Origin of the sequence: Achromobacter sp. MFA1 R4, assembly GCF_900156745.1 — a bacterium.
Lineage (GTDB): Bacteria > Pseudomonadota > Gammaproteobacteria > Burkholderiales > Burkholderiaceae_B > Achromobacter.
Window position 1 is genome coordinate 4,279,844 of the sequence record NZ_LT707065.1, and the last position, 26,833, is coordinate 4,306,676.

The window sequence follows — 26,833 nt, forward strand, 5'->3', positions numbered from 1 at the left end:
ATGCATGGAACTTTTGGGTGGGAAACGCCGCAAATCCTGGATGCGGTTTTCAAGGCTTATGACATACGCGGGACGGTGCCGGACGAATTGGATGCAAGGTTTGCCCACAGCCTGGGGATGGCGGTGGGCACCAAGGCCCGCGAGCAGGGGGCGCGGTCGATCGTGGTGGGCAGGGACGGCAGGCTGAGCAGCGTGGAGCTTTCCGCGGCGCTGCAGGCCGGGCTGCGCTCGGCCGGCATGCACGTCATCGACATCGGCATGGCGACCACCCCGATGGTGTATTTCACGACGCGGCTGATGGACACCGGCACCGGCATCGCGGTGACGGGCAGCCACAATCCCCCCGCGCACAACGGTTTCAAGATCGTGATGGAAGGCGGGTCGCTGTATGGCGAGGGCCTGACCGCCCTGCGCGACGCCATGCGCCTGCCGATCGAGGCGGCGGCCACGCCCGGCGGCCGCACGCAGATGCAGATCACGCCCTGCTACGCGGCGCGCCTGGTGGGCGACATCCGCATGGCCCGCCCCATGAAGATCGCCATCGACTGCGGCAGCGGCGTGGCGGGCGCGGTGGCGCCGGCGCTGTTCCGCGCGCTGGGCTGCGAAGTGACGGAGCTGTTCTGCGAGGTGGACGGTTCCTTCCCCGGGCACCATCCCGATCCCGCCGACCCGCACAACCTGCAGGACCTGATCTATTGCCTGCGTTATTCGGACTGCGAGGTCGGCCTGGCGTTCGACGGCGACGGCGACCGCCTCGGGGTGGTAACAAAATCGGGACAGATCATCTGGCCGGACCGCCAGCTCATCCTCTTTGCGCGCGACGTGCTGGCGCGCAACCCGGGCGCCGAGGTCATTTATGACGTCAAGTGCAGCCGCCATGTGGCCCGCGCCATCACCGAGGCGGGCGGCAAGGCCATCATGTGGAAGACGGGACATTCCCTGATCAAGGCCAAGATGCGCGAGTCGGGAGCGCTACTTGCTGGGGAGATGAGCGGCCACATTTTCTTCAGGGAGCGCTGGTATGGCTTTGACGACGGCATCTATGCCGCCGCCCGCCTGCTGGAGATCCTGTCGTCGGCGCCGGACCCCTCGGCTTTGCTGGAAAGCTTGCCGCAGTCCTGCGCCACCCCCGAATTGAAACTGGAAACCACCGAAGGCGTCGAGCTGGTGCAGGCGCTGCGCGATCAAGGGGAATTCCCCGGTGCAGTGTCGATCAACGAGCTCGATGGAATCCGTGTGGACTACGCCGACGGCTTCGGCCTCGCGCGTCCGTCCAACACCACGCCGACGGTGGTACTCCGGTTCGAAGGAGACAACGTGGCCGCACTGGCTCGTATCGAGGAGGACTTCCGCAAGGCGTTCAAGCGCATTGCACCTCACATTCGTTTACCGTTCTAAGGAGCATCACGCGATGGGAAAGGCTCAACAGGCGATTGAGGCGTTAAGGGCAGACTCCGGGCTGGCGGACAGCCCGGAGTGGGTGGCTTTCGCGCAGGCCGCGCAAAGCGCCGAATTGGACGCCAGCGCGCTCAAGGTGATCGAAGCGGCAGGGTTGTGCGTGGACCTGACCATGCAGCGCCAGTCTGCGGCGCTGGACAGCGCCGGGCAGGCGCTGCTGCAGGCGCGTGGACTGGACGAGGCGCGACGCGCGCTGTTTGCCGGGGAGCCGGTCAACTGGACCGAAAACCGGGCGGCATGGCATACCGCGTTGCGGGCCGGACGCACGCGCGAACAGCCGGAAGGGCAGGACGCGGACTCCGTCTGCGAGTATTCGCGCATGACCGACTTCGTGCGGCGCGTGGACCAGACGGCCGATTTTTCCAACGTCCTGCACATCGGCATCGGCGGCAGCGACTGGGGGCCGCGCCTGGCGGTGCAGGCCTTTGGCGGACCGCTGCAGCGCCGCCAGATCCGCTTCGTGTCCAATATCTGCGGCCATGCCTTCCATGACGCGGTGGCCGGGCTGGACCCGCGCCGCACGCTGGTGGTCGTGTCGTCCAAATCGTTCACCACGTCCGAGACCCTGCACAACGCCCGCGCGGCCATCGCGTGGCTCAAGCAGGGCGGCGTGGCCGACGTGTCCGACCACCTGGCGGCGGTGACCGCCAACGCCCCGGCCGCCCGTGCGCTCGGCGTGCCGTCCAGCCAGGTCTTCAAGATGTGCGACTGGGTGGGCGGACGCTATTCCGTGTGGTCGGTCGCCGGCCTGTCGATTGCGCTCACCGTGGGCGCCGACGTGCTGATCGGCATGCGCGCCGGGGCCGAGGCCATGGACCAGCACTTCAAGCAGGCCCCGTTCGCCTCCAACGCGCCGGTGCAGCTGGCGCTGGCCGGGCTGGTCAATTGCAGCGTGCTGGGATTCAATTCGCTGAACGTCGCCGCCTACAGCGCGCGCCTGCTGCATCTGGTGACCTACCTGCAGCAGCTCGAGATGGAATCGCTGGGCAAGCGGGTCGCGGGCGATGGCGCCGCGGTCGGCGTGCCGACGGCGCCCATCATCTGGGGCATGCCGGGCACCGACGGGCAGCACACTTTCTTCCAGTGGCTGCACCAGAGCGAGGAAGGCGCGCCGGTGGACTTCATCGCCAGCCTGCAGGGCCACGCCGACAGTCCCGACGCGCACCGCATGCTGCTGGCCAACTGCCTGGCGCAGCGCCAGGCGCTGCTGCGCGGCAAGAGCCTGGAGCAGGCGCTGCTGGACGTGGCGCACATCGACGACCAGGAGCGCGCGCTCAGCCTGGCGCACCACATGGTGCACCCGGGCGGACGGCCGTCTACCCTGATCGTCCTGCGCCAGCTCGATCCGCGCGGCCTGGGCGCGCTGCTGGCCCTTTACGAGCACAAGGTGTTCGTGCAGAGCGTGGTCTGGGGCATCAACCCGTTCGACCAATATGGCGTGGAACTGGGCAAGCGGCTGGCCAGCGGCATCGAGCGCGAACTGGCGGTGCCGGTGTCGGCGGGCGTGGTCGATTGGGGCCACGATGCGTCGACGTCGTACTGGATCGACCGCTACCGCAGCCACGCGCAGGCGCCGCGTCCCCGCCATGCGTGGGTGCCGGGCATGACGGCTCATCTCTGACGGAGCGCGGACATGCCGGACACGCACGTGCTGGTGACGGGCGGCGCAGGCTACATCGGCACGCATACCCTGGTGGCGATGCTCGCGGCCGGCCTGCGGCCGCTGGTGCTGGACAACTTCAGCAACGGCAGCCGCGAGGCCGTGCGCCGCGTGGAGCAGCTTTGCGGCGCGCCCATCCCGTTGATCGAAGGCGACATCCGCACGCCGGGCCTGGTGGCCTCGGTGCTGGCGGATGCCGCGGCCCGGGGCAGGCCGGTGCAGTCCGTGCTGCACCTGGCCGGCTGCAAGGCGGTGGGCGAGTCGGTGGCGGACCCGCTCAAGTACTACGACAACAATGTGCAGGGGTCGCTCGTGCTGCTGAGCGCCATGCGCGAGGCCGGCGTGTCGCGGCTGGTGTTCAGCTCGTCGGCGACGGTCTATGGTGAACCGCAGTACCTGCCGTTCACCGAGGCCCATCCGCTGGCGCCGACCAACCCCTATGGCCGGACCAAGCTGATCGTCGAGGACATGCTGCGCGACCTGTGCGTGGCCAGTCCCGCGTTCAGCGTCGTCACGCTGCGCTATTTCAATCCCATCGGCGCCCACCCCAGCGGCCTGATCGGTGAAAGTCCGCGCGACCTGCCCAACAATCTCTTTCCATTCATCACGCAGGTGGCGGTGGGACGGCAGCCCTTCCTGCGCGTGTTCGGCGACGACTACGACACCGTTGACGGCACCGGCGTGCGCGACTACCTGCACGTCATGGACCTGGCGCGCGGACACGTGCAGGCGTTGGCCTATGCCGACGCCCATCCCGGCTTTGTCGCCGTCAACCTGGGCACGGGGCAGGGCACCAGCGTCCTGGAGCTGGTGCGCGCGTTTGAACGGGTCAACGGCTGCAAGATCCCGCTGCGCGTCCTGCCGCGGCGCGCGGGCGATGTCGAGCGCATGTGGGCCAACCCCGCGCTGGCGGCGTCGCTGCTGGGATGGCACAGCACCTACGACGTGGAATCCATGTGCGCGGACGGCTGGCGCTGGCAACAGGGCAACCCGCAGGGGTACGAGGTGGAACCGGCCGCCGCATGATGCGCACACCGAGCGCGCACGCCGCAAAACCCCAACGCCATATCGGATGACTTCCAGCCGATGCGCCGGAGCGGTTACAGTTGACGGAAATATTGCGAAGCAGCATTGCCCGGCGCACCGGCCGGGGGCTTCGCATCGTCAGCGAGGCAAACTCCATGTTCGAGATCCATCCCTCCGTCCGATCCGCCGGCCCCCTTTCGGGAGCTCGGCCATGAACGGCCCCACCTACCTGCCCACCGCGCACTGGAACCTGGACAGCATCGTGTCCGGCCTGCGCGAGGCGCGCGTCGCCTGGCGCGGCCCGCGCGGACGCCTGCGCGACGACGCCGGCGCGCGTGAATTCCCGTCGCAGGAAAGCCTGCGCCAGATCGTCAAGAGTCTCTGTGGCGCCTTGTTCCCCATGCGATTGGGGCCCATCGACCTGCGCGAAGAGGTCGAGGACTTCTACGTGGGCCACACCATCGGCGCGGCGCTGGATGCCTTGCTGCACCAGGTCGGGCTGGAACTGCAGTACGTGAACCGCGACGACCCCACCCTGCTGGCGCACACGCAGCAGCGCGCCATCGACATCGTGCGGCAGTTCGGCGCCGAGCTGCCCGCGCTGCGCGCGGCGCTCGACCTGGACGTGATGGCCGCCTACCAGGGCGATCCCGCGGCGCACAGCGTCGACGAAGTCCTGTTGTGCTATCCGGGCGTGGTGGCCATGATCCATCACCGCCTCGCCAACGTCCTGTACCGCCTGGGCGTGCCGATGCTGGCGCGCATCGTGGCCGAGATCGCGCACGCGGATACCGGCATCGACATCCACCCTGGCGCCACCATCGGCCGCAGCTTCTTCATCGACCACGGCACCGGCGTGGTGATCGGAGAGACCGCCATCATCGGCGACCGCGTGCGGCTCTACCAGATGGTCACGCTGGGCGCCAAGCGCTTTCCGCCCGGCGAAAACGGCGAACTCAAGAAGGGCCTGCCGCGCCACCCGCTGATCGAGGACGATGTGGTCATCTATGCGGGCGCGACGATCCTGGGCCGGGTGACCATCGGCAAGGGCTCGACCATCGGCGGCAACGTCTGGCTCACGCGCAGCGTGCCGCCGGGCAGCAACGTCACGCAGGCCAGCCTGGTCAGCGACATGCCGGATTGCGGCCTGGGCGGCTGAACACCGCCCGCCGCGGCGGGCGCAACGGGGAGAATCGAGGATTGGATACCGCACATTCGGAGCTGGCCGCGCTGCGCGGCTTCATCGACCGCCACCCCCGGCTGTTCGTCCTGACCGGAGCAGGGGTCAGCACCGATTCCGGCATCCCCGATTACCGGGACACGGACGGCGAGTGGAAGCGCCAGCAGCCCATGACGCTGCAGACCTTCATGGGCGGCGAGCTGGCCCGGTCGCGCTATTGGGCGCGCAGCATGGTGGGCTGGCGCCGTTTCGGGCAGGTGCGGCCCAATGCCTCGCACCTTGCGCTGGCGCGCCTGCAGGCCCGCGGCCATGTGTCCATCCTGGTGACGCAGAACGTCGACGGCCTGCACGAGGCCGCCGGCAGCCACGACGTGGTGGATCTGCACGGGCGGCTGGACGCCGTGCGCTGCATGAATTGCGACTGGCGCGGCGGCCGCCACGACTGGCAGGACGCCCTGCATGCGCTGAACCCGGACTGGTTGAAGTTCGAGGCCAGCGATGCGCCCGATGGCGACGCCGATCTCGATGGCCACGACTTTTCGCGCTTTGCCGTGCCGCCCTGTCCGCGCTGCGGCGGAATCGTCAAGCCGGATGTGGTGTTCTTCGGCGAAACCGTGCCGCGCGAGCGCGTGGACCGGGCCAACGCGGGCCTGGAAGGCGCCGACGCCGTGCTGGTGGTGGGCTCGTCGCTGATGGTGTATTCGGGCTACCGTTTTGTGACCGCCGCCTCGCGCAGCGGGATTCCCATTGCCGCCATCAACCTGGGCCGCACCCGCGCCGACAGCCTCCTGACCCTCAAGGTGGAGCAGCCCTGCGCGCTGGCGCTGGAGTCGCTGTAGGGCGCCGGCGCCCGGCAGGGCGGGGCGGGAAGTTGTTGACCGGTCTAAGCAAGTGCTTGCCGGGCAACGTTTTTTTCGGCCGGTTACAGACCTTTCCATAGGGTTGTCCACAGGAACTGGGGATAACTCCTAGGGATAACCCCATATTTTGAGGGGTGGCCGATGCGGGTCTGTCAAGCCTTTGTCACGTTTCGATGCCTTCCGATGCGTCCCCGAGCAGCGCCTTGCGCGCTGCGTGCCAGCTTCCTGCGTCCGGCGCGTACAGCAGTCCGCCGCTGCGATGGGTGGGCTTGTAGGGGGAGCCGTCGAAATGCGCGGCGTAGCCGCCCGCTTCCCGGTGCAGCAGCCAGCCGGCGGCGTGGTCCCATGCGGTGAGCTGGTTGTACAGCGAGACATGGCAGTGGCCCGCCGCGAGCATGCGGTACTCGTGCGCGGCGCACCGCAGGCTGGCCGTGCTGCCCAGGCGCGAGAGGTTGCCGTTGACGGTGGTGCGCAGCGGCTCGGGCAGGGCGCCGGTGGCGATGAACCCGTCCATGTCTTCGGGGGGCGCGGGAGGCGCGACGGTGAGGGGGACGCGCCGGCCGCCTTCGTATTCGAGCCAGGCGCCTTCGCCGCGCACGGCCAGCGCGCTGTCGCGGCTGACCGGGTCGTAGATCACGCCGGCGATCACGTCGCCGCGATGGCAGGCCGCGATCATCATGCCAAAGAGCGGCAGGCCGGCGACGTAATTGCGCGTGCCGTCGATGGGATCGATGAGGAAGGCCAGGTCGGCGTCGACCAGCATGTTCAAGAGGGCGGGATTGCGCGCGGAGGCTTCCTCGCCGATCAGCACGGCGCCGGGATGCAGCTTGCCCAGGCGCGATGCGATCAGGCGTTCGGCGGCTTCGTCGGCGTCGGTGACCAGATCGCGCACGGAGCTTTTGCCGCGCACCGAGCCTTCGGGCAGGTTGCGAAAGCGGGGCATGACCTCGGTTTGCGCGGTTTCCGCCAGGATGGCCGCCAGCTTGCGGGTGTCCTCAAGGGTGAAGGTTCTGCTCATACGGACTCGTCCAGGGAACGCGCAAATCTACCATGCCTGGAGCGTATCCGAATGAAGCACGCGCGCGTATCGGCCACATGGCGTGGCCGATACGCGCGCGCCGGACATCATGCGCCCAGGTCGACGCAGAGGTACTTGATCTCCAGGTACTCTTCGATGCCGTACTTGGAGCCTTCGCGGCCCAGGCCCGATTGCTTCACGCCGCCGAAGGGCCCGACCTCGTTGGAGATGAGGCCGGTGTTGATGCCGACGATGCCATATTCCAGCGCCTCGGACACGCGCCAGATGCGGGCGTAGTCGCGGGTGAAGAAGTAGGCGGCCAGGCCGAAGATGGTGTCGTTGGCCATGCCGATGACTTCGTCTTCGGCGTCAAAGCGGAACAGCGGCGCCACCGGGCCGAAGGTCTCTTCGCTGGCAAAGCGCATGGACTGGGTCACGTCGCGCACGACGGTGGGTTCGAAGAACGTGCCGCCCTTGGCGTGCGGCTTGCCGCCGGCGATGACCTTGGCGCCGTTGGCCGTGGCGTCGGCGATGTGCTCCTGCACCTTTTCCACGGCGTTGCGGTCGATCAGCGGGCCCTGCGTCACGCCATCTTCAAAGCCGTCGCCCACCTTCATGGCGTTGACCTTGGCGACCAGGCGCTTGGCGACTTCTTCGTAGACGCCGGCCTGCACGTAGATGCGGTTGGCGCACACGCAGGTCTGGCCGGCGTTGCGGTACTTCGAGGCGAGGATGCCGTCGACCGCCTTGTCTAGGTCGGCATCGTCGAACACGATGAAGGGCGCGTTGCCGCCCAGTTCCAGCGACAGCTTCTTGATGGTGGGGGCGCATTGCTCCATCAGCGTGCGGCCGACTTCGGTGGAGCCGGTGAAGCTCAGCTTGCGCACGACGTCGCTTTCGCACAGGGCCGCGCCGATGTCGCGCGAGCTGCCGGTGATGACGTGGAACACGCCGGCCGGCACGCCGGCTTCCTCGGCCAGCACGGCCAGCGCCAGCGCGGTCAGCGGCGTCTGCTGCGCGGGCTTGACCACCATGGTGCAGCCGGCGGCCAGCGCGGGGCCGACCTTGCGGGTGATCATGGCGGCGGGGAAGTTCCAGGGCGTGATCGCGGCGGTGACGCCGATGGGCTGCTTGAGCGCCATCAGGCGCTGGCCGGCCTTGGGGCTTTGTAGGATGTCGCCGTCGATGCGCTTGGCTTCTTCGGCGAACCACTCCAGGAACGAGGCGGCGTAGGCGATTTCGCCCGCGGCTTCGGTGACGGGCTTGCCCTGTTCGGACGTCATGATGGCGGCCAGGTCCTGCTGGTTTTGCATCATGAGCTGCGCCCACTTCAGCAGGATCGCGGCGCGCTCCTTGCCGGTCTTGGCGCTCCAGGCGGGCAGCGCGGCCTGGGCGCTGGCGATGGCCTGCTCGGTTTCCTTGCGGCCCAGCTTGGGCACCGACACGATGGTCTTGCCGGTGGAGGGGTTGTCCACGGGAATGGATGCGCCGCCGTTGGCGCCTACCCACTTGCCGTCGATGTAGCAGGCGTCGCGCAGCAGGTCGGGACGCGAGAGGGGATGGGTCAATGCTGTCATGTCGGGAGTCTCCTTGAAAGGCGCGGCGGGCCAAGCGACTGCGGGCGCGGCAGGCGTGCGGCCTGGTTATCAAGCCGCCTTGCCTGCTACGCCCGCAATCGTTGTTCCTGCCGGCCGAATAACCGGTTATTCAGGGCCTGTCGCCTCAGGCGGCCAGCGCCTCGGACAGGATGTCCAGCGCGCGTGCGAACTGGGCGTCGGGAATGGTCAAGGGATACAGGAAGCGCAGGACGTTCCCATACACACCGCAGCTTAGCAAAATCAGGCCTTTCTCGATGGCGCGCTGTTGCACGCGCTTGACCGCTTCGGCATCGGGCTTGCCGGCCGCGTCGTTCAGTTCCAGCGCCACCATCGACCCCAGACCGCGCACGTCGGCGATGCCGGGCACCTTGCCACGCAGGCCTTCCAGGTGCGCGCGCAGCTTGTCGCCCAGCTGGGTGGCGCGTTCGCACAGTTTTTCCTCGGCGATCACGTCCAGCACGGCATGCGCGGCGGCGACCGCCAGCGGGTTGCCGGCGTAGGTGCCGCCCAGGCCGCCCGCGGCGGGGCCGTCCATCACGTCGGCGCGGCCGACCACGCCGGAGATCGGCAGGCCGCCGCCCAGGCTCTTGGCCATGGTGATGAGGTCGGCCTGCACGCTGTGGTGTTCCATGGCGAACAGCTTGCCGGTGCGGCCAAAGCCCGTCTGGACTTCGTCGGCGATCAGCAGGATGCCGTGTTCATCGCAGACCTTGCGCAGCGCCGTCATCAGTTCGGGCGGCGTGATGTTGAAGCCGCCTTCGCCCTGCACGGGCTCGATGATGATGGCCGCGACGCGCTTGGGATCGATGTCCACCTTGAACAGCAGGTCCAGCGCCTTGAGCGAATCGGCCACGCTGATGGACTGCGTGGCGTTGGGGAACGGCACGTGATAGATGTCGCCGGGCATGGGACCGAACGACAGCTTGTAGGGGGCGACCTTGCCGGTCAGCGCCATGCCCAGCATCGTGCGGCCATGGAAGGAGCCCGAGAAGGCGATGACGCCGGAGCGGCCCGTGGCCGACCGGGCGATCTTGACGGCGTTTTCGACGGCTTCGACGCCGGTCGTGAAGAAGGCGGTCTTCTTCAGGCCGTCGATGGGGGCCAGGCGGTTGATGCGCTCGGCCAGCGAGATGTAGCCTTCATACGGCACGATCTGGTAGGCCGTGTGCGTGAAGTTGTCCAGTTGCGCGGCGACCGCGGCTTTGACCTTCGGGTGCAGGTGGCCGGTGTTCAGGACGGCGATGCCGCCCGCGAAATCGATGTATTCCTTGCCCTCGGCGTCCCACAGCGTGGCGTTTTCCGCGCGCACGGCATAGAAGTCGCACATGACGCCAACGCCGCGCGGCGTGGCCAGGGAACGGCGGGTATTCAGATCCTGATTCTTCATCTCGGTCTCGATGAGAGTGATGGGCGGTAAAGCACCTATTTAATGCTACGATGGCCCCACTTGTGGGAACCACTTTGATAAATCAGGTAGAACCAATTGCGGTCCATCGTCGGTGATCTGCTGCTGCTGCGTCTGGCCGACGGCGCCAGCGAGCCCATGAACAAGCGGCTGTACCACGGCATCCGCGAAGCCATCCTGGATGGATCCATTGCCGCCGACTCGCGCCTGCCCGCCACGCGCGACCTCGCGGCCGAGCTGGGCATCGCCCGCAACACCGTCGTCCACGTCTACAGCCAGCTTCTGGCCGAAGGCTATACCCGCAGCCGGCAGGGCAACGGCACCTTCGTCAACGCGTCGGTGCCCGATTCCTACCTGGCCAGCGGCCGGCGCGCGCGCCAGGCGCAGCAGGCGCAGGCGCGTCCGGCCCTGTCGCCGCGCGGCGCGGCCATCGTGGACGGCGCGTCGGCCTCGCCCTACCAGTGGGGCGCCTTCATGCCGGGCGTGCCCGACCTGACCGAGTTCCCGCACAAGAAGTTCGGCCGCATCCACAGCGCGCTGTGGCGCAATCCGTCGCCGGACCTGCTGACCTATTCGTATGGCGGCGGCCTGCCCGCGCTGCGCGAGGCCCTGGCGCAGCATCTGGCGCTGACGCGCTCGATCGACTGCGACCCCGAGCAGATCATCATCACCGAAGGCTCCCACCAGGCCATCGACCTGACCACCCGCATCCTGGGCGAGGCGGGCGAGACCGCGTGGGTCGAAGACCCCGGTTACTGGGGCGCGCGCACCATCCTGCAGGCCAACGGCCTGCGCACCGTGCACCTGCCGGTGGACGAAGAGGGCATGCGCCTGCCCGATACCCCCGGCACGCCGCCGCGCTTCATCTTCGTGACGCCGTCGCACCAGTACCCGCTGGGGCCCGTCATGTCGCTGACGCGCCGGCGCCAGTTGCTGGCGGTGGCGCGCCAGAGCGCAAGCTGGATCATCGAAGACGACTACGACAGCGAATTCCGCTTCTCGGGCCGGCCGATCGCCTCGCTGCTGGGCCTGGAGCCCGACGCCCCGGTGATCTACATGGGCACCTTCAGCAAGACGCTGTACCCGGGCCTGCGCGTGGGTTACCTGGTGCTGCCCAAGGCCCTGACGGCGGCGTTCCAGGCCGCGCACGCGGAGCTGTACCGGGAAGGGCACCTGATGACGCACGCGGCGCTGGCGACCTTCATTTCCGAAGGCCATTACGCGGCCCACATCCGCCGCATGCGCATGCTGTACGGGCGCCGCCGCGCCATGCTGGTCAACCTGATCGAACGGCGGCTGGGGTCGGACTGGCTGCACCGCGACGCCAGCATGGCTGGCCTGCACCTGGTGCTGACGCTGCCGCCGGACATGGACGACCTGCGCGTGGTGGAGGTGGCGCGCAGCAAGGGCGTGCTGACGCGGGCGCTGTCGCGCTACTACGTCAACGACGAGGGGCGGCGGCCGGGCCTGCTGCTGGGCTACGCCTGCGTCCCCGAGCACGACATCGCGCGCAAATTCGAGGTGCTGTTGGAAAGTCTGGCGGAAGTGGCGCGAAAGCCAGCGCTGGCCGCGGCGATGGGTGCGACCGGTGTCTGACCCCCTTGTGGCACCGGCGTGGATTGAAGATGGGCTCTGCGGGTGTCAGACACCTACCTAATGCCCGGCTACACGCCTGGCAGCCGCAGCGCCGACGCGAAGGCCGCGGCGTTGCGCATGCCCTGGTCTTCGAAGTTGGTGTTGAACACGGCGTGCGCCTGGGCCGACTGTGACGCCAGCCGGGTGAACCGGGCCACCAGTTCGGCCAGCTCTTCTTCCGAGTATTCGTACTGGAATCGTCCCGACGACGCCGGACCCGACGCGTTCCAGGTCGCCGCGTTGCGCCCGTGCAGCCGCAGCAGCGTCAGATCCGGATGCGTGCTTTCCCAGACGGCGGGCACGGTGTTGTCAAAGCCTTGCGGTGCGTCCACGACCGTATGCACCACGCCCAGGTCGCGTTCGAAGGCCAGCGTGTCCGCGGTGGCGGCGGGACTGTCGAACCAGCTGCGGTGCCGGAATTCCACGGAGACCAGATGCTCCTGCATGCGCCGCGCGCAGTCCGCCACGCGCGCCTTGCCGCGGGCATCGCGCCGGATCCAGGGCGGAAACTGGAAATGCACCGCGCCCAGCTTGCCCGGCAGCCGCAGCGGCTCCAGCGCGAGCTGGTAGCGCCGCCAGAGTTCGTCACGCAGGTCGGGCGGCAGTTGGTCGTGGTAGAGCACCGGCTCCGGCCAGTCCGCCAGCTCGCGCCGGATGTCGCCGGGCAGGGCCGAAAGCGGCGTCTGGTGGCCGGTGAACAGCCGGAAGGCCTTGATGTTGAAGACAAAGTCGTCCGGCGTCCGGGTGGCCCACAGGTAGGCGTTTTCCGGCGTGGGCAGCGCGTAAAAGCTGGAATCGACCTCCGCCAGCGAAAAGCGCGACGCGTAAAAGCGCAGCCGCGCGTCGGCGCTGCGCGCCTCGGGGGGATAGAAGCGGCGCGAGGCCAGCAGGGTGGGGTCGGTCCAGGAGGCGGTGCCGGTCAGGATGCGGGGGAAATCAGCCATGGCGCCGGGGCGTATCAGACGAAAATCCAAAATTTCTGTATAAATATACAGTGTTCATCCGGAGCCAGACCCTGGCTCCTTCCTTTTTTGCGGCCGTAGCGCTGCGGCACCGCGACATGCCAGACCAAGCTCATCTCACCGAATCCTCCGACAACGAACGGCCCGCCGGCCGCCCGGCCGAACGTCCCGACCCGCTGGCCGACCTGAACCCCGCCCAGCGCGAGGCGGCCGAGTTCGGCGTGGCCGGCGCGCCGGGCGATGACGGCCCCTTGCTCGTGATCGCGGGGGCGGGGTCCGGCAAGACCAACACGCTGGCCCACCGCGTCGCGCACCTCATCCTGAACGGCGCGGATCCGCAGCGCATGCTGCTCCTGACCTTCTCGCGCCGCGCGGCGCTGGAAATGGAACGGCGCGTGGGCTCGGTGCTGCAGCGGGTGATGAACCTGCGGTCCTCGCAGCAGGCGCCGTCGCTGCCGTGGGCGGGCACCTTCCACGCGATCGGTGCGCGGCTGCTGCGCGATTGCGCGCAGCGCATCGGCCTGTCCGAGGCCTTCACCATCCACGACCGCGGCGACGCCGAGGACCTGATGGGCATGGTGCGCCATGAACTGGGGCTGTCCTCCACCAAGTCGCGCTTTCCGCTCAAGGGCACGTGCCTGGCCATCTATTCGCGGGTGGTGAACAGCCAGACGCCGGTGGGCGACGTGCTCAAGACCGCCTTTCCGTGGTGCGCCCAATGGGAAGACGAACTGAAGACCCTGTTCCGCGCGTACGTCGCGGCCAAGCAGGACCAGCAGGTGCTGGACTACGACGATCTGCTGCTCTATTGGTCCGAAATGATGTCGGACCCGGAAATCGCGGGCGACGTGGGCGCGCGCTTCGATCACGTCCTGGTGGACGAATACCAGGACACGAACCGCCTGCAGTCCGCCATCCTGCTGGCCATGAAGCCCGACGGCCGCGGCCTGACGGTGGTGGGCGACGATGCCCAGTCCATCTATTCCTTCCGCGCGGCCACGGTGCGCAACATCCTGGACTTTCCCAACCAGTTTCCCGCGCCCGCGCGCGTCATCACGCTGGATCGCAACTATCGCTCCACCCAGCCCATCCTGACCGCGTCCAACGCCGTGATCGCGCAGGCGACCGAACGCTACGCCAAGGACCTGTGGACCGACCGCAAATCCTCGCAGCTTCCCGAGCTGGTGACGGTCAGCGACGAAGCCGGGCAGGCGCGCTGGGTGGCCGACCAGGTGCTGGCCCAGCGCGAGGGCGGCGCCACGCTCAAGTCGCAGGCGGCGCTGTTTCGCACCGCCAGCCACAGCGCCGCGCTGGAACTGGAGCTGACCCGCCGCAACATCCCCTTCGTCAAGTTCGGCGGCTTGCGTTTCCTGGAAGCGGCGCACGTCAAGGACCTGCTGTCGATCCTGCGCTGGGCCGAGAACCCGCGCGGCCGCATGGCGGGCTTCCGGGTCGCGCAGCTGATGCCCGGCATCGGGCCGGCCACGGCCGGCAAGCTGATGGACGCGATGTCCGCGTCCGCCGAACCGCTGCGCACGCTGCGCGAATTCAAGCCGGGGGCGGCAGCCCAGGAAGAGTGGGGCGCGTTTGCCGACACGTACGCCGCGCTGTGCGACCCGACGTTGAAGTGGCCCGCCGACGTGGACCTGGCCTTGCGCTGGTACAGCGGCCAGCTCGAACGCCTGTACGACGATGCGCGGGTGCGCAAGACCGACCTGGACCAGCTCGTGCGCATCGCCTCGGGCTATCCGTCGCGCGAGCGCTTTCTGACCGAGCTGACGCTGGACCCGCCCGACGCCACCAGCGACGAATCCGGCGCACCGCTGCGCGACGAGGACTACATGATCCTGTCCACCATCCATTCCGCCAAGGGCCAGGAATGGAAGGCGGTCTACGTGCTGAACGTGGTGGACGGCTGCATTCCGTCCGACATGAGCACCGGCACCGCCGACGAGATCGAAGAAGAGCGCCGGCTGCTGTACGTGGCCATGACGCGGGCCAGGGAACGGCTGCAGCTGGTCGTGCCGCAGCGCTTCTACGTGCACCAGCAGACCGGCATGGGCGACCGCCACGTCTACGGGTCGCGCACGCGCTTCATCACCAACGCCATGCTGCCGCTCTTTGACCACCTGCCCAAGCTGCCCGACCTGCCCCCCGGGCGGGCCGAACCGCGCGAACCGCAGGCCCCGCGCATCGACGTGGCCAAACGGGTGCGCAACCTCTTCTGAACCCGCGGTCCGCGGGCGGGCTGGGCTATCATCGGCCGATCAACACATGCTATGCGGCAGGGATCGATTTGTCCGAGGATGTCTATGTCTATTGAAGAGCAGCCCGCCGACGCGCCCAAGGGCGAAGTGGTGGCGTCGATCGCCTACGTGAACGGACGGCGTGACCGCGAAGTTCCCATCGAACAAGCCGGCCAGTACGTCAGCCAGCGGCAGGGGCAGAGCATGCTGTGGATCGGCCTGCGCAATCCCCATCCGGACACGCTGGCCAAGGTGGCGCGCGAGCTGGGCGCCTGTGACAAGAACCAGGAAGAAATGCTGGAAGCGCACCGGCGCCCGAAGATCATCGACTACGGCAACATGATCCTGATCGTCGCCGCCACGGTCGAGGTCGAGGCCGAGCGCCCCATCTTCGGCGAGACGCAGTTCCTCATCGGCGACGGCTTCCTGGTCACGGTGCGGCGCGGCGCGACCGCCGGCCACAGCCCCTTGCGCGAGCGCCTGGAGGCCTCGCCCGACCTGCTCAAGCGCGGCAGCGACTACGTGGCGTCCGAACTGCTGGACTGGCTGGTGGACCGCTATGTCGCGGCGGCGGTCAAGATCGAAAGCGTGGTCGAAGGCGCGGAGCAGAAGCTGCTGATCCGCGGCGCGAAGGACGCCGACATCCGCAGGCTGTACCGGCAGCGCCGGGACCTCCTGCGCATCCACACCGTCGTGTCGCCGCTGGCCGAGATCTGCCGCCGGCTGGCGCGCGTGGAGATGTCCGCCGTCGATGAACACGCGCGGCCTTATTTTGGCGAAGTGGCCGACCGCGTGCTGCGCGTGGACGAGCTGTTCAATTCGCTGCGCGAGTCGCTGGCCTTCGCATTCGAAGCCAGCCTGATGATCGGGCAGGCCGCGCAGAACGACACGACGCGCAAGCTGGCGTCCTGGGCCGCCATCCTGGCGGTGCCCACCGCCATCGCCGGCATCTACGGCATGAATTTCGAGTTCATGCCCGAACTGAAGTCGCCGTGGGGGTATCCCATCACGCTGGGCGTGATCGCGTCGGTATGCTCGGTGCTGTATTGGCGGTTCCGGAAATCCGGCTGGCTTTGAGTCTCTCTCCCGGTGTCTGACCCGGTGTCTGACGCCCCGAACGTCACGGTGCCCCCGATACCGCAGCCGGCTTGTGGCAAACTCCCTGCGTTCTTGAATATGGAGTCCGGCCGGTGCGTGGCAAACCTCCCTTTCGCGGCGGCGGCAAGCTGACCGCCCTCGTCGTTGCCCTGATCCTCGCGGCGGCCGGCGCCCTCATCAACTGGCTGCAGCCGCAGGATCCCGCTACGCAGCGCCCGGCCGGGCGCGCGCAGGCGCCCGCGTCCCCGGCGCCGGGCAAAGCCCCGGGCGCGGCGGCGGGCGGGGTGCCGCAGGGCAGCTATACGCTCACCGGCACGATCGTCAACGTGGCGGACGGCGATACCGTGACGCTGCGCGCGCCGGACGGCCAGCGGCGCATCCGCATGGACAGCATCGACGCGCCCGAAGAAGGCCACGGCGCCGACCAGCCCGGCCAGCCCGACGCCGAGGCCGCGCGCAAGCACCTGGCCAGCCTCGTGGCCGGCAAGACGCTCACCGCCCAATGCTATGAACAGGACCAGTATGGCCGCGACGTCTGCGCGCTGATCCTGGAGGACGGCCGCTCCGCCAACCGGGTACAGGTCGAGGCCGGCTACGCCTGGGCCTACACGGCCCGCAAGGGTGATTATCTGCGCGACAAGGCCATGCCCGACCTGCAACGCCAGGCCAAGGCGGCCGGCCGCGGGCTGTGGGCGCGTCCGGACGCCACGCAGCCCTGGAAATGGCGCTATGACTGCTGGCGGCAGCGCCAATGCGGCTGAAAGCGGCCAGCCGGGCCGTCGCCGCCAGCCAGTCGGGCGCCGGCCCTAGGTGGATGCCAGGGTACTGGCGGGGCCCCGCGTTTGCTATCCTCTGACGCTACGAAACGAACGGAAGGTTTCCATGGGTGTAATGAAGCGGCTCTGGGCGTCGGCCATGCTGCTGTCGCTGTCGCTGGCGTTGGCGGGCTGCTCGCAGGAAAGCCCCATCAACAGCCCGTATCCATCCGGCGCAGAAAGCCAGAACACGCTTTATTCCGCGTTCGTCAAACGCTCTCCCAAGTACCTGGACCCGGCCAGCTCCTATTCCGGCGACGAAACCCCCTACACCTACAACATCTACGAGCCGCTCTACGGGTATCACTACCTGAAGCGGCCGTATGAACTGGTGCCGCGCGCGGCGGCCTCGATCGACCCGCCGGTGTACCTGGACGCCCAGGGCAACACGCTGCCCGCGGACGCGCCCGGCGAGCAGATCGCGCAAAGCATCTACGACATCAAGATCCGGCCCGGCATCCGTTTCGCGCCGCATCCCGCCTTTGCCCGCAAGCCGGACGGCAGTTATGCGTACTACCCGCTGGCCCCCGGCGAACTGGACGACAAGTTCTACATTCCCGATTTCCCGCTGACGGGCACGCGCGAGCTGACGGCCGACGATTACGTCTACGCCTTCCGCCGCCTTGCCAGCCCGCGCGTGGTGTCGCCCATCTATTCGCTCATGTCCGAGCACGTGCAGGGCCTGAAAGACTACGGCGACCGCCTGCGCAAGCGCGACCAGGAATTGCGGCGCGACATGCCCGGCGGCGCCGGCACGCCGCCGTGGCTGGATCTGCGCGAAGACGACGGCTTCAAAGGCGTGGAGGCCCTGGATCCGCACACGCTGCGCATCCGCGTCGATGGCAAGTACCCGCAGTTCAAGTACTGGCTGGCCATGACGTTCACCGCGCCCATCCCGTGGGAGGCCGACCGCTTCTACAGCCAGCCCGGCATGGCCGCGCACGACCTCTCGCTGAACACGTGGCCGGTGGGCACCGGGCCGTACATGCTGGTGGAGTCGCTGCAGAACCGCCGCCACGTGCTGGGCCGCAATCCCAACTACCACGGCGAACCCTATCCCTGCGAAGGCGAGCCCGGCGACCAGGCGGCGGGCCTGCTGGCCGATTGCGGCAAGCCCACGCCCTTCATCGACCGCGCGGAATTCAGCGTCGAAAAGGAAGCCATTCCGCTGACCGGCAAGTTCATGCAGGGCTACTACGACGTGCCGCAGATCGAGCGCGGCGAATACGGCGTTGCCATGCTGGTGGCGGCCGGCGACAGCCAGGACAAGGCGCGCAAGTATCAAGAGCACGGCATCAAGCTGCCCACCACGGTCGAGACCGCGAACTGGTACATGGGCTTTAACTGGCTGGACCCGGTGGTGGGCAAGGGCGACACGCCCGAGCAGCAGGCGCGCAACCGCAAGCTGCGCCAGGCCATCAGCATCGCCTTCGACTGGGAAGAATACGTGGCGGTGTTCGAAAACAGCCAGGCGTCCGTGGCCTACGGGCCGGTGCCGCCGGGCGTGCTGGGCTACCGCGAGCCGCCCGAGGGCATCAACCCGGTGGTCTATGACCTGGTCGACGGCAAGCCGGTGCGCAAGTCCATCGACGTTGCCAGGCGCCTGCTCGCCGAGGCCGGCTATCCCGACGGCCGCAATGCCGAGACAGGGGCGCCGCTGGTGCTGTATTTCGATTCCATGTCCGGCGGCGGGTCCAACCCGCAGTTCGACTGGATGCGCCGCCAGCTCGCCAAGATCGGCGTGCAGCTGGACGTGCGGGCCACCGACTACAACCGTTTCCAGGACAAGATGCTGCGCGGGTCCGCGCAGCTCTTCCTGTGGGGCTGGAACGCCGACTACCCCGACGCCGAGAACTTCCTCTTCCTGCTCTACGGCCCGAACGCCAAGGCCAAGGGCGGGGGCGAGAACGCCGCCAACTATTCCAGCCCGGAGTTCGACCGGCTGTTCGAGCAGATGAAATTCCTGGACGACGGCCCCGAAAAGGCCGCGCTGATCGCCGAGATGATCGCCATCGTGCAGCGCGACGCACCGTGGATGTTCGGCTACTTCCCGATGTCCGGCGGCGCCTACCAGCAGTGGGTCGGCAACGCCAAGCCCACGCAGATGGTGCGCAATACCCTGCAATACATGAAGATCGACCCGGCGCTGCGGCAGCAGAAGATCGACGAATGGAACTCGCCCATCTGGTGGCCCATCGGCGTCTTCATCCTGCTGCTGGTGCTGGCGATCTGGCCTTCGTACGTGGCGCTCAAGCGGCGCGAGCGCCAGACGGCGTTCGTGCCGCCTGAACGCAAGGAGCATCAATCATGATCGGCTATGTGATACGCCGGCTGTTGTATGGCGTGCTGATTCTGATCGGCGTCAATCTCTTTACCTTCATCCTGTTCTTCGCGGTCAACACGCCGGACGACATGGCGCGGCTGGCCATCGGCGGGCAGCGCGTCAGCCAGGACGCCGTCGAAAAATGGAAGGCTGAGCGCGGCTACGACAAGCCGCTCTTTTTCAACGCCCAGGCCCAGGGCGCGGGGCGGCTTACCGAGACCGTGTTCTACCAGCGCTCGGTGCCGCTGCTGGTCATGGACTTCGGCTCGTCCGACGGCGGCCGCGACATCGGCCGCGAGATCAAGACGCGCATGGGGCCCAGCCTGGCGCTGGCCGTGCCCACGTTTTTCCTGGGGCTGTTCGCCAGCATCGTCTTTTCGCTCACGCTGGTGTATTTCCGGGCCACGCGGCTGGACTTCTGGGGCGTCGTGCTGTGCGTGATGCTGCTTTCGATATCAAGCCTGTTTTACATCATCGCGGGCCAATGGGTCTTTGCCAAGCTGCTGCGGCTGGTGCCGTTCTCGGGCTACTCGGGCGGGCTGGATGTCGTCAAGTTCCTGGCGCTGCCGGTGCTGGTCGCGATCGTCTCGCGGCTGGGGCCCGAAGCGCGCTTCTACCGCACCCTGTTTCTTGAGGAAATCGGCAAGGACTACGTGCGCACCGCGCGGTCCAAGGGGCTGGCCGAGCGCGTCGTGCTGTTTCGCCACGTGCTGCGCAACGCCATGCTGCCCATCCTGACCAGCACGGTGGCCGCGCTGCCGCTGCTGTTCATGGGCAGCCTGATCGCGGAGTCCTTCTTCGGCATTCCGGGGCTGGGCAGCTACACCATCGACGCCATCAACGCGCAAGACTTCTCCATCGTGCGCGCCATGGTGTTCCTGGGCGCGGCGCTCTACATCGTGGGGCTGATCCTGGCCGACATTTCCTACACGCTGGCCGACCCCCGCGTGCGTTTCGAGTAGCCGCCATGCCCAAGTTCGTCTTCCTCTGGACCGATATCGCGCTGTGGCTGATGGTGGCGGGCGCGCTGGCTTACATCTGGCGCGTGCGCCGCAGCGCCAACCTGCGCGCCACCTGGGCGCGCGTGGCCCGCGACACGCCCGCCATGTGCTCGGCCGTCATCCTGGTCGCCTTTTCGGTGGTCGGCCTGCTGGACTCGGTGCACTATCGCCCGCTGCTGCCGCCCGCGCCGGGCGCGGCGGCCGACGCCCCGCCGGTCTACGCGCCGGCCGTGCAATCCGCGCTGGACGGCCTGCTGGCCGGCACGGTGCTGACCCGGCCCGAGAAAACCTATTCCGAACCGCTGGCCGCCCACCAGTTCACCAAAGAGACCATGCTGGTGAACGACAAGCCAGTGCGCGATTTTCCGCGCCTGCGCGGCGCCGCCCTGCACCTGACCGATCCCGGCCAGGAGCGCGCCGGCGACATCGCCATGCGGCTGGGGTGGGGGCTGGCCGCCGGGCTGGGGGTCGCGCTGGCGGGCGCGGTCCTGCTGTTCGCGTGCCTGACGCGCGCCACCGGCTCGGCCTCCCATGCGGCCGAGGAACTGCTCGCCGGCCGCGCCGACATCCCCTGGCGCGCCATGACGATCACTTTCGCCCTGCTGTGCCTGGCCGTGGGCGCGCTGGCCGGCCTGTCCAGTGGTTATCACGCGCTGGGCACCGACCGCATCGGCAACGACGTGCTGTGGCAGGCGCTCAAAAGCATCCGCACGGCGCTGGTCATCGGCAGCCTCACCACGCTGGCGATGCTGCCGCCGGCCATCGTCTTCGGCATCGCGGCCGGCTATTTCAAGGGCAAGGTCGACGACGCCATCCAGTACCTGTACACCACCATCACCTCGATCCCCGGCGTGCTGCTGGTGGCCGCCTGCGCGTTGATGATGCAGGTGTACATCGACAACCATTCGGACCTCTTCGACACCTCCGCCGCCCGCGCCGACCTGCGCCTGTTCCTGCTGTGCATGATCCTCGGGCTGACGGGCTGGGCGGGCCTGTGCCGCCTGCTGCGCGCTGAAACCCTCAAGCTGCGCGAGCTGGAATACGTGCAGGCCGCGCGCGCCTTCGGCGTCTCGCACTGGCGCATCATGACGCGCCACCTGCTGCCCAACGTGGCCCACCTGGTGCTGATCACCGTGGTGCTGGAATTCTCGGGCCTCGTCCTGTACGAGGCCGTGCTGTCGTACCTGGGCATCGGCGTGGATCCCAGCATGAATTCCTTCGGCTCGATGATCGACGGCGCGCGCCTGGAAATGTCGCGCGACCCCATGATCTGGTGGAACCTGATGACCGCTTTCATCTTCATGCTGGCGCTGGTGCTGGCCGCCAACCTGTTCGCGGACGCGGTGCGCGACGCGTTCGATCCGCGCACCCGGCGATTCAAGCCCAGCCGCCTGGCGCGCCTGGGCTTCATGGGCCGCCGTCCGGGCACGATGCTGGCGGCGGACGCGCGCGCCTCCAAGACCGGGGAGGCGCCATGAGCCACGACACGCCATTGCTGACCGTGCAGGGCCTGGACGTGGACGTCGCGGGCGAAAGCGGCATGACGCATGCGGTCAAGCGCCTGCAGCTGGCCATATCAAAGCGCGAGACCTTCGCGCTGGTCGGCGAATCCGGCTGCGGCAAGAGCATGACCGCGCTGGCGCTGCTGCGCCTGTTGCCGGATGCGGGCCGCATCGTCGGCGGGCAGATCGACCTGGACGGCGAAGACCTGAACCGCCTGCCTGAAAGCGCCATGCGCGGGGTGCGCGGCGGACGCATCGGCATCATCTTCCAGGAGCCGTCCACCAGCCTGAATCCGGTCATGCGCGTGGGCGATCAGATCATCGAGACGCTCACCGCGCACACGCCCCTGCGCGGCGCCGCGGCGCGAGCCCGCGCCATCGACTGGCTGCGCCGGGTCGGGATCCCCGAGCCCGAGCGCCGCATCGACGATTATCCCTTCCAGTTCTCCGGCGGCCAGAAGCAGCGCGTCATGATCGCCATCGCGTTGGCGGCCGAGCCCGTGCTGCTGATCGCGGACGAGCCCACCACCGCGCTGGACGTGACGGTGCAGGCGCAGGTGCTGGACCTGCTGGCCAGCATCCAGCAGGAAATGGGCATGGCGGTCCTGCTCATCACCCACGACCTGGCGGTGGTCAAGAACGTGGCGCACCATGTCGCGCTGATGCGCGGCGGCGAGATCGTCGAAAGCGCCAGCGCCGAGGAATTCTTCCGCGCGCCGCGGCATCCCTACGCCCGCCAGCTCTTCGAGGCCATTCCCACGTTCGACAAGCGCGGCGTGCCGCTGACCGAACAGGGACGCGCGGCCGCCGCGCAGGAAGGCCGGCAGGGCACGCAGCCGCGCCCCGCGGGCGTGGTGCTGGACGTGCAAGACCTGAAGGTCCACTACCCGGTGCGCAAGGGGCCGCTGCGCCGCATCGTGTCCTGGGTCAAGGCCGTGGACGGCGTGACGTTCACGCTGCGGGCCGGCGAAACGCTGGCGCTCCTGGGCGAATCCGGCTGCGGCAAGACCACCACGGGCAAGGCGCTGCTGCGCCTGATCGACGGCGCGCACGTGTCCGGTCGCGCCATGCTGCAGGGGCAGGACCTGTTGTCCGCCGACCGTCGCCAGCTCCAGCGGCTGCGGCAGGACATTCAGATCGTGTTCCAGGACCCGTACGCGTCGCTGGACCCGCGCATGCGCATCGGAGAAATCCTGGACGAGGGGCTGGCATCGCTCAAGCGCGACATGAGCAGCCAGGCCCGTGAGAAGCACGCGGCCCAGCTCATCGAGCGGGTGGGGCTGCCCGCCAACACGCTGACGCGCTACCCGCATGAGTTCTCGGGCGGCCAGCGCCAGCGCATCGCCATCGCGCGCGCGCTGGCCGTCGAACCCAAGGTTCTGATCTGCGACGAGCCCACGTCCGCGCTGGATGTCTCGGTGCAGGCGCAGATCCTGGACCTGCTGCGCGAGCTGCAGGCCGAGCTGGGCATCGCCTACCTGTTCATCACGCACAATTTCGGCGTGGTCGAGTACCTGGCGGATCGCATCGCGGTCATGGACAAGGGCCGCATCGTCGAACTGGGCCAGGCCGAATCGGTCCTGCTGGCGCCGCGCCAGGAGGTCACGAGGCGGTTGCTGGCCGCGGTGCCGCGGCTGCATTTCGGGCCTCCCGAAACTGCCTGAACGCAGTTTTCAGACCGCTTCCGGTAGCCGCCCGGGCGCGCAGGCCCCGGCGGGCTGCCTGGGCGGCGCAGGATCTTGTATTCTGCGTACAGAACCTCATATTCCTGCCATGGCCCTCAAAGTTTTTGACCTTCAGTGCGACCACAGCCACGTCTTCGAAGGCTGGTTCTCGTCGCACGACGACTACGACGCGCAACAGGCGCGTGGCCTCGTCACGTGCCCGGTCTGCGGGTCGGCCAGCATTACCAAGCGCCTGTCCGCGCCCCGCCTGAACGTGGCCCACCTGCACGCGCCGGCAGCCCAGCCGCCCGCGCCCGCCGGCGGATCCGACGCCGAAAAAATGGCGGCCCTGCAAGCCGCCGTCATGCGCCAGGTGCGCGCCCTGGTGCGCAACACCGAAAACGTCGGCCCCCGCTTCGCCGAGGAAGCCCGTCGCATCCACGAAGGCGACGCCGACGACCGCCCCATCCGTGGCACCGCCACCCGCGAAGAACGCGAATCCCTGGCCGAAGACGGCATCGACGTCATGGCCGTGCCGGACTTCCTGGACGACGAACGCCTGCAGTAAGGGGCCGGCTGCGGGAGGCGTGGGACCGGCTTATGCAGTGATTTTGGCTTTTTCGCTGTGCAGCGAATATATGTATTTCGCCGAATATTCGCTATATTCTCCCGACATTCCTGATTTTCGCCCAGTTGAGAACAGCGGCCCTCATGTCGAAAACTACCGTGCCGGAACAGGCGTTGATCGGACAGCTCCTGGAGTCACTCCAGGCGTTGCCTGACGTGCGCGTGGCGTCGACCCGGGCAGCACCTGGGGTGCAGGGCGCCAACCCTGTCGATGCCAGGATCGATCTGCGGGTCGCGGGCAAGTCGGTCGTTCTGCTGGTCGAGGTCAAGAAGTCCGTCTATCCCCGGGATGCGCGTCAATGGCTGTGGCAATTGAGGTCGCTACAGCCGGGCCAAAACGCCGATGTCCAGCCTCTGCTGGTGGCGGAGTCGCTTTCAAGCGGGGCGAAAGAACTGCTCAGAAGCGAGCGGGTCGGCTACTTCGATAGCGGCGGAAGCCTGTTCCTGCCGGCCGCGGGTGCCTTCATCTACATCGACAGGCCGGCGCCGAAGGTGCTGGACAAGTCGGTCCGGTCGCTGTTCTCGTCGCGGCGTGCCCAGGTCTTGCACGCCCTCCTGGACGATCACGATAAATGGTTTGGCGTTAACGACGTGGCTGGTCGTGCGCAGGTGGCGCCATCTACCGCCTCGGACGTGTTAAGTCAGCTGGAGCGGTTCGATTGGCTGGAGTCGCGTGGGCAAGGGCCCAATAAGACGCGCCATCTCCGCGAACCGGCTGCGTTGCTCGATGCGTGGGCAAAACAGGTCGCCACGCAGCCGGCGCCGGCGCAGCGCCGGTATTTTGTGCCCGCTCTGAAGTCCGAGGCGTTGATCGAACGGCTCGCTCAGTCTTGCGATGCGCATCAGGTGGATTACGCGGTGAGCTACGAAGCGGCTGCGCAGCGCTATGCGCCGTTCTTGTCCGGTATTTCCCAGGTGCGCGTTCGACTGCAGCCCGGACCTGGCGCCGAGTTGGCAATGGCCGAGTTGGGCGCGCGTGTCGTCAATGAAGGCGCTAACCTCGCGGTCGTCGATTCGACCTCGGCCGGAGCGCTGCTTTTCCGGCGACACGTTGGCGATGTCTGGCTGGCCAGTCCGGTCCAGGTGTATCTCGATCTGCTGCAGGCAGAAGGCCGCGCCAAGGAAATGGCCCAGCACCTGCGCCAGGAGAGGATCGGTTTCTGATGGCAAAGCCCGCGACGTTGGATGGCTATAGCGACCAGTACACGACGGACTGCGAACGTCTCCTCGTGACGTTGCTGCGGGGACTGGGACCGTGGAAAGATTCGATCTATCTGATCGGGGGGCTGACGCCGCGATATCTCGTTGCGGCTCGTCCCCCGGTTGTGCCTGCGCACGCTGGAACGCTGGACGTGGACCTCGTGATCGACCTGCAGATCCTGGCCGACACCGATGCGTATCACACACTCGAAGACAACCTGAAGAAGATGGGCTTCGAGCGAGCCGAGAACGCCGCCGGTGCAAAGTTGTCCTGGCGGTGGCAGACCCGCACTGAACATGGCGCGCTGATGGTGTTGGAGTTGCTGGCGGACGCGCCGGAGATCGCCGGCGGCAAGGTACAGCCATTGCCGACCGATGGCACGATCTCTGCATTGAATATTCCCTATTTGTCCATTGTTTTCGACCTTCATCAAGTCACCGAGATTCAGGCCGAACTATTGGGCGGCAATGGAATCGCCACAGAACGGATCAAGCATGCGAACCTGGTGAGCTTTACCTGTCTGAAGGTGTTTGCATTCGATCAGCGCTTCGAACGCAAGGATGCCCACGATCTGGTCTATTGCATCGAGCATGCGTCCGAAGGACTGGATGCCGTGGCTGCGGCGTTTCACAAGGAGCGCGAGGGCAGGCATAGGGGCGTTGTGGAGGCCTCTTTGGCGATCCTGCGCAGTCGCTTCGCGAGCGATGCGACCGCCGAAGGCTATCGCAAGGACGGTCCCGTGTCGGTCGCTAAGTTCGAGCTGGGTGAGGGCGACGAGCCAGAGCAGCGCGAGGCAAGGATGTTGCGGCAGCGGCAGGCCAGCGACGTGATCGAACGGCTTCTTTCTCGAATCGGCCCGGCACTCACTTAGCGTGGCCGTCCGCCGGCCGAAAAAAAAGCCAGACCGCAAGGTCTGGCTTTTTTGCGCTGGGCCGGATCAGTTGTTGACGCGGCTGCGGTATTCGTTCGTGCGGGTGTCGATTTCGATCTTGTCGCCGATGGCGCAGAACAGCGGCACGTTCAGTTCGTAGCCGGTGTTGATCTTGGCCGGCTTGGTCACCTTGCCCGAGGTGTCGCCACGGACGGCGGGTTCGGTGTAGGTGATTTCGCGAACGATGGTGGTGGGCAGTTCAACCGAGATGGCGCGGCCGTCGTAGAAGACCACTTCCACGGGCATCGCTTCTTCCAGGTAGTTCAGGGCGTCGCCCATGCTTTCGGCTTCGATTTCGTACTGGTTGTACTCTTCGTCCATGAAGACGTACATCGGGTCGCCGAAGTAGGAATACGTGCATTCCTTGCGATCCAGTTGGACGACTTCGAACTTTTCGTCAGCCTTGTAGACCGATTCGCTGGCCGAGGCGGTCAGCAGGTTCTTGAACTTCAGCTTGACGACGGCCGCGTTGCGGCCCGACTTGTTGTATTCGGCCTTCTGGACCACGAGGGGATCCTTGCCGACCATGACCACGTTGCCGACTCGCAATTCCTGAGCGGTTTTCATCGATAAAACTCCGGGGGTGATGGGTGCGCTCGCCGTGCTAGCAAAAGCCGCAATGG

General features: G+C 67.5%; 21 protein-coding genes. 16 read left to right on the top strand and 5 right to left on the bottom strand.

The genetic code is table 11. The features are described 5' to 3' along the window. From BXA00_RS19640 to BXA00_RS19660, 5 genes are all read left to right on the top strand, one after another. Positions 1-1,398, top strand: a complete 1,398-nt coding sequence (locus tag BXA00_RS19640; protein WP_076520112.1) for a phosphomannomutase/phosphoglucomutase — start codon at positions 1-3, stop codon at positions 1,396-1,398. 13 nt (positions 1,399-1,411) lie between these two features. After that, the gene (pgi, locus tag BXA00_RS19645; RefSeq protein ID WP_076520113.1) at positions 1,412-3,079 is read left to right on the top strand and encodes a glucose-6-phosphate isomerase; all 1,668 of its coding nucleotides are present in this window, start codon (positions 1,412-1,414) and stop codon (positions 3,077-3,079) included. Positions 3,080-3,091: 12 nt separating this feature from the next. After that, positions 3,092-4,144: a UDP-glucose 4-epimerase GalE gene (gene galE, locus BXA00_RS19650; protein WP_076520114.1), complete on the top strand. Its 1,053-nt coding sequence runs from the start codon at positions 3,092-3,094 to the stop codon at positions 4,142-4,144. Positions 4,145-4,355: 211 nt separating this feature from the next. Next, positions 4,356-5,303 (top strand): serine O-acetyltransferase EpsC, encoded by a 948-nt coding sequence (epsC, locus tag BXA00_RS19655; RefSeq protein WP_076520115.1) that lies wholly within the window; start codon positions 4,356-4,358, stop codon positions 5,301-5,303. A 41-nt stretch (positions 5,304-5,344) separates the two neighbouring features. Continuing rightward, the gene (locus BXA00_RS19660) at positions 5,345-6,163 is read left to right on the top strand and encodes an NAD-dependent protein deacetylase (protein WP_076520116.1); all 819 of its coding nucleotides are present in this window, start codon (positions 5,345-5,347) and stop codon (positions 6,161-6,163) included. A gap of 184 nt (positions 6,164-6,347) precedes the next feature. Here the strand turns inward: BXA00_RS19660 and BXA00_RS19665 are convergent, their stop codons facing one another. The 3 genes from BXA00_RS19665 to BXA00_RS19675 all read right to left on the bottom strand — a co-directional run bounded on the left by BXA00_RS19665 (position 6,348) and on the right by BXA00_RS19675 (position 10,187). Continuing rightward, a complete protein-coding gene (locus BXA00_RS19665) occupies positions 6,348-7,202 on the bottom strand; it encodes an inositol monophosphatase family protein (protein ID WP_076520117.1) in 855 nt (284 codons plus the stop codon). 107 nt (positions 7,203-7,309) lie between these two features. Beyond that, entirely contained in the window at positions 7,310-8,779 is a 1,470-nt protein-coding gene (locus BXA00_RS19670; RefSeq protein ID WP_076520118.1) for an NAD-dependent succinate-semialdehyde dehydrogenase, read from the bottom strand. Between the two features lie 145 nt (positions 8,780-8,924). After that, on the bottom strand, positions 8,925-10,187 hold the full coding sequence (locus BXA00_RS19675; protein WP_076520119.1) for a 4-aminobutyrate--2-oxoglutarate transaminase: 1,263 nt from the start codon (positions 10,185-10,187) through the stop codon (positions 8,925-8,927). A gap of 96 nt (positions 10,188-10,283) precedes the next feature. On the opposite strand from BXA00_RS19675, the gene BXA00_RS19680 reads away from it, so the two are divergent. Then, positions 10,284-11,801 carry a PLP-dependent aminotransferase family protein gene (locus tag BXA00_RS19680; RefSeq protein ID WP_369825577.1) on the top strand — a complete coding sequence of 506 codons (1,518 nt, stop codon included), beginning with the start codon at positions 10,284-10,286 and terminating at the stop codon, positions 11,799-11,801. 68 nt (positions 11,802-11,869) lie between these two features. Here BXA00_RS19680 and BXA00_RS19685 read toward each other — a convergent pair whose 3' ends face one another. After that, positions 11,870-12,784: a DUF72 domain-containing protein gene (locus BXA00_RS19685; RefSeq protein ID WP_076520120.1), complete on the bottom strand. Its 915-nt coding sequence runs from the start codon at positions 12,782-12,784 to the stop codon at positions 11,870-11,872. A 116-nt stretch (positions 12,785-12,900) separates the two neighbouring features. Between BXA00_RS19685 and BXA00_RS19690 the strand changes: the two genes are divergently transcribed. From BXA00_RS19690 to BXA00_RS19735, 10 genes are all read left to right on the top strand, one after another. Beyond that, positions 12,901-15,030 carry an ATP-dependent helicase gene (locus BXA00_RS19690; protein ID WP_076522021.1) on the top strand — a complete coding sequence of 710 codons (2,130 nt, stop codon included), beginning with the start codon at positions 12,901-12,903 and terminating at the stop codon, positions 15,028-15,030. An 84-nt stretch (positions 15,031-15,114) separates the two neighbouring features. After that, the gene (locus BXA00_RS19695) at positions 15,115-16,125 is read left to right on the top strand and encodes a magnesium and cobalt transport protein CorA (RefSeq protein ID WP_076520121.1); all 1,011 of its coding nucleotides are present in this window, start codon (positions 15,115-15,117) and stop codon (positions 16,123-16,125) included. Positions 16,126-16,238: 113 nt separating this feature from the next. Next, entirely contained in the window at positions 16,239-16,907 is a 669-nt protein-coding gene (locus BXA00_RS19700; RefSeq protein ID WP_076520122.1) for a thermonuclease family protein, read from the top strand. A gap of 121 nt (positions 16,908-17,028) precedes the next feature. Next, a complete protein-coding gene (locus tag BXA00_RS19705) occupies positions 17,029-19,272 on the top strand; it encodes an ABC transporter substrate-binding protein (protein ID WP_076520123.1) in 2,244 nt (747 codons plus the stop codon). After that, complete coding sequence (locus BXA00_RS19710) at positions 19,269-20,246, top strand: ABC transporter permease (RefSeq protein WP_076520124.1); 978 nt, start codon at positions 19,269-19,271, stop codon at positions 20,244-20,246. Before BXA00_RS19705 ends, BXA00_RS19710 begins: the two co-directional genes overlap by 4 nt. A gap of 5 nt (positions 20,247-20,251) precedes the next feature. Continuing rightward, entirely contained in the window at positions 20,252-21,763 is a 1,512-nt protein-coding gene (locus BXA00_RS19715) for an ABC transporter permease (protein WP_076520125.1), read from the top strand. Further along, entirely contained in the window at positions 21,760-23,451 is a 1,692-nt protein-coding gene (locus BXA00_RS19720; protein WP_076520126.1) for an ABC transporter ATP-binding protein, read from the top strand. Before BXA00_RS19715 ends, BXA00_RS19720 begins: the two co-directional genes overlap by 4 nt. Before the next feature lie 109 nt (positions 23,452-23,560). Further along, positions 23,561-24,019: a DUF1178 family protein gene (locus BXA00_RS19725; RefSeq protein WP_076520127.1), complete on the top strand. Its 459-nt coding sequence runs from the start codon at positions 23,561-23,563 to the stop codon at positions 24,017-24,019. A 143-nt stretch (positions 24,020-24,162) separates the two neighbouring features. After that, entirely contained in the window at positions 24,163-25,242 is a 1,080-nt protein-coding gene (locus BXA00_RS19730) for a type IV toxin-antitoxin system AbiEi family antitoxin (protein ID WP_076520128.1), read from the top strand. Further along, entirely contained in the window at positions 25,242-26,150 is a 909-nt protein-coding gene (locus BXA00_RS19735; protein WP_076520129.1) for a hypothetical protein, read from the top strand. The genes BXA00_RS19730 and BXA00_RS19735 overlap by 1 nt, the downstream gene beginning before the upstream one ends. Before the next feature lie 66 nt (positions 26,151-26,216). On the opposite strand, the gene efp is transcribed toward BXA00_RS19735, so the two are convergent. Continuing rightward, complete coding sequence (gene efp, locus BXA00_RS19740; protein ID WP_006220534.1) at positions 26,217-26,777, bottom strand: elongation factor P; 561 nt, start codon at positions 26,775-26,777, stop codon at positions 26,217-26,219. Positions 26,778-26,833 lie beyond the last annotated feature (56 nt).

Coding starts and splice junctions, on each gene's coding strand:
- BXA00_RS19640 (WP_076520112.1), top strand. CDS start 1: ATGCATGGAACTTTTGGGTGGGAAACGCCGCAAATCCTGGATGCGGTT.
- pgi (WP_076520113.1), top strand. CDS start 1,412: ATGGGAAAGGCTCAACAGGCGATTGAGGCGTTAAGGGCAGACTCCGGG.
- galE (WP_076520114.1), top strand. CDS start 3,092: ATGCCGGACACGCACGTGCTGGTGACGGGCGGCGCAGGCTACATCGGC.
- epsC (WP_076520115.1), top strand. CDS start 4,356: ATGAACGGCCCCACCTACCTGCCCACCGCGCACTGGAACCTGGACAGC.
- BXA00_RS19665 (WP_076520117.1), bottom strand. CDS start 7,202: ATGAGCAGAACCTTCACCCTTGAGGACACCCGCAAGCTGGCGGCCATC.
- BXA00_RS19670 (WP_076520118.1), bottom strand. CDS start 8,779: ATGACAGCATTGACCCATCCCCTCTCGCGTCCCGACCTGCTGCGCGAC.
- BXA00_RS19675 (WP_076520119.1), bottom strand. CDS start 10,187: ATGAAGAATCAGGATCTGAATACCCGCCGTTCCCTGGCCACGCCGCGC.
- BXA00_RS19685 (WP_076520120.1), bottom strand. CDS start 12,784: ATGGCTGATTTCCCCCGCATCCTGACCGGCACCGCCTCCTGGACCGAC.
- BXA00_RS19690 (WP_076522021.1), top strand. CDS start 12,901: ATGCCAGACCAAGCTCATCTCACCGAATCCTCCGACAACGAACGGCCC.
- BXA00_RS19695 (WP_076520121.1), top strand. CDS start 15,115: ATGTCTATTGAAGAGCAGCCCGCCGACGCGCCCAAGGGCGAAGTGGTG.
- BXA00_RS19705 (WP_076520123.1), top strand. CDS start 17,029: ATGGGTGTAATGAAGCGGCTCTGGGCGTCGGCCATGCTGCTGTCGCTG.
- BXA00_RS19710 (WP_076520124.1), top strand. CDS start 19,269: ATGATCGGCTATGTGATACGCCGGCTGTTGTATGGCGTGCTGATTCTG.
- BXA00_RS19715 (WP_076520125.1), top strand. CDS start 20,252: ATGCCCAAGTTCGTCTTCCTCTGGACCGATATCGCGCTGTGGCTGATG.
- BXA00_RS19720 (WP_076520126.1), top strand. CDS start 21,760: ATGAGCCACGACACGCCATTGCTGACCGTGCAGGGCCTGGACGTGGAC.
- BXA00_RS19725 (WP_076520127.1), top strand. CDS start 23,561: ATGGCCCTCAAAGTTTTTGACCTTCAGTGCGACCACAGCCACGTCTTC.
- BXA00_RS19730 (WP_076520128.1), top strand. CDS start 24,163: ATGTCGAAAACTACCGTGCCGGAACAGGCGTTGATCGGACAGCTCCTG.
- BXA00_RS19735 (WP_076520129.1), top strand. CDS start 25,242: ATGGCAAAGCCCGCGACGTTGGATGGCTATAGCGACCAGTACACGACG.
- efp (WP_006220534.1), bottom strand. CDS start 26,777: ATGAAAACCGCTCAGGAATTGCGAGTCGGCAACGTGGTCATGGTCGGC.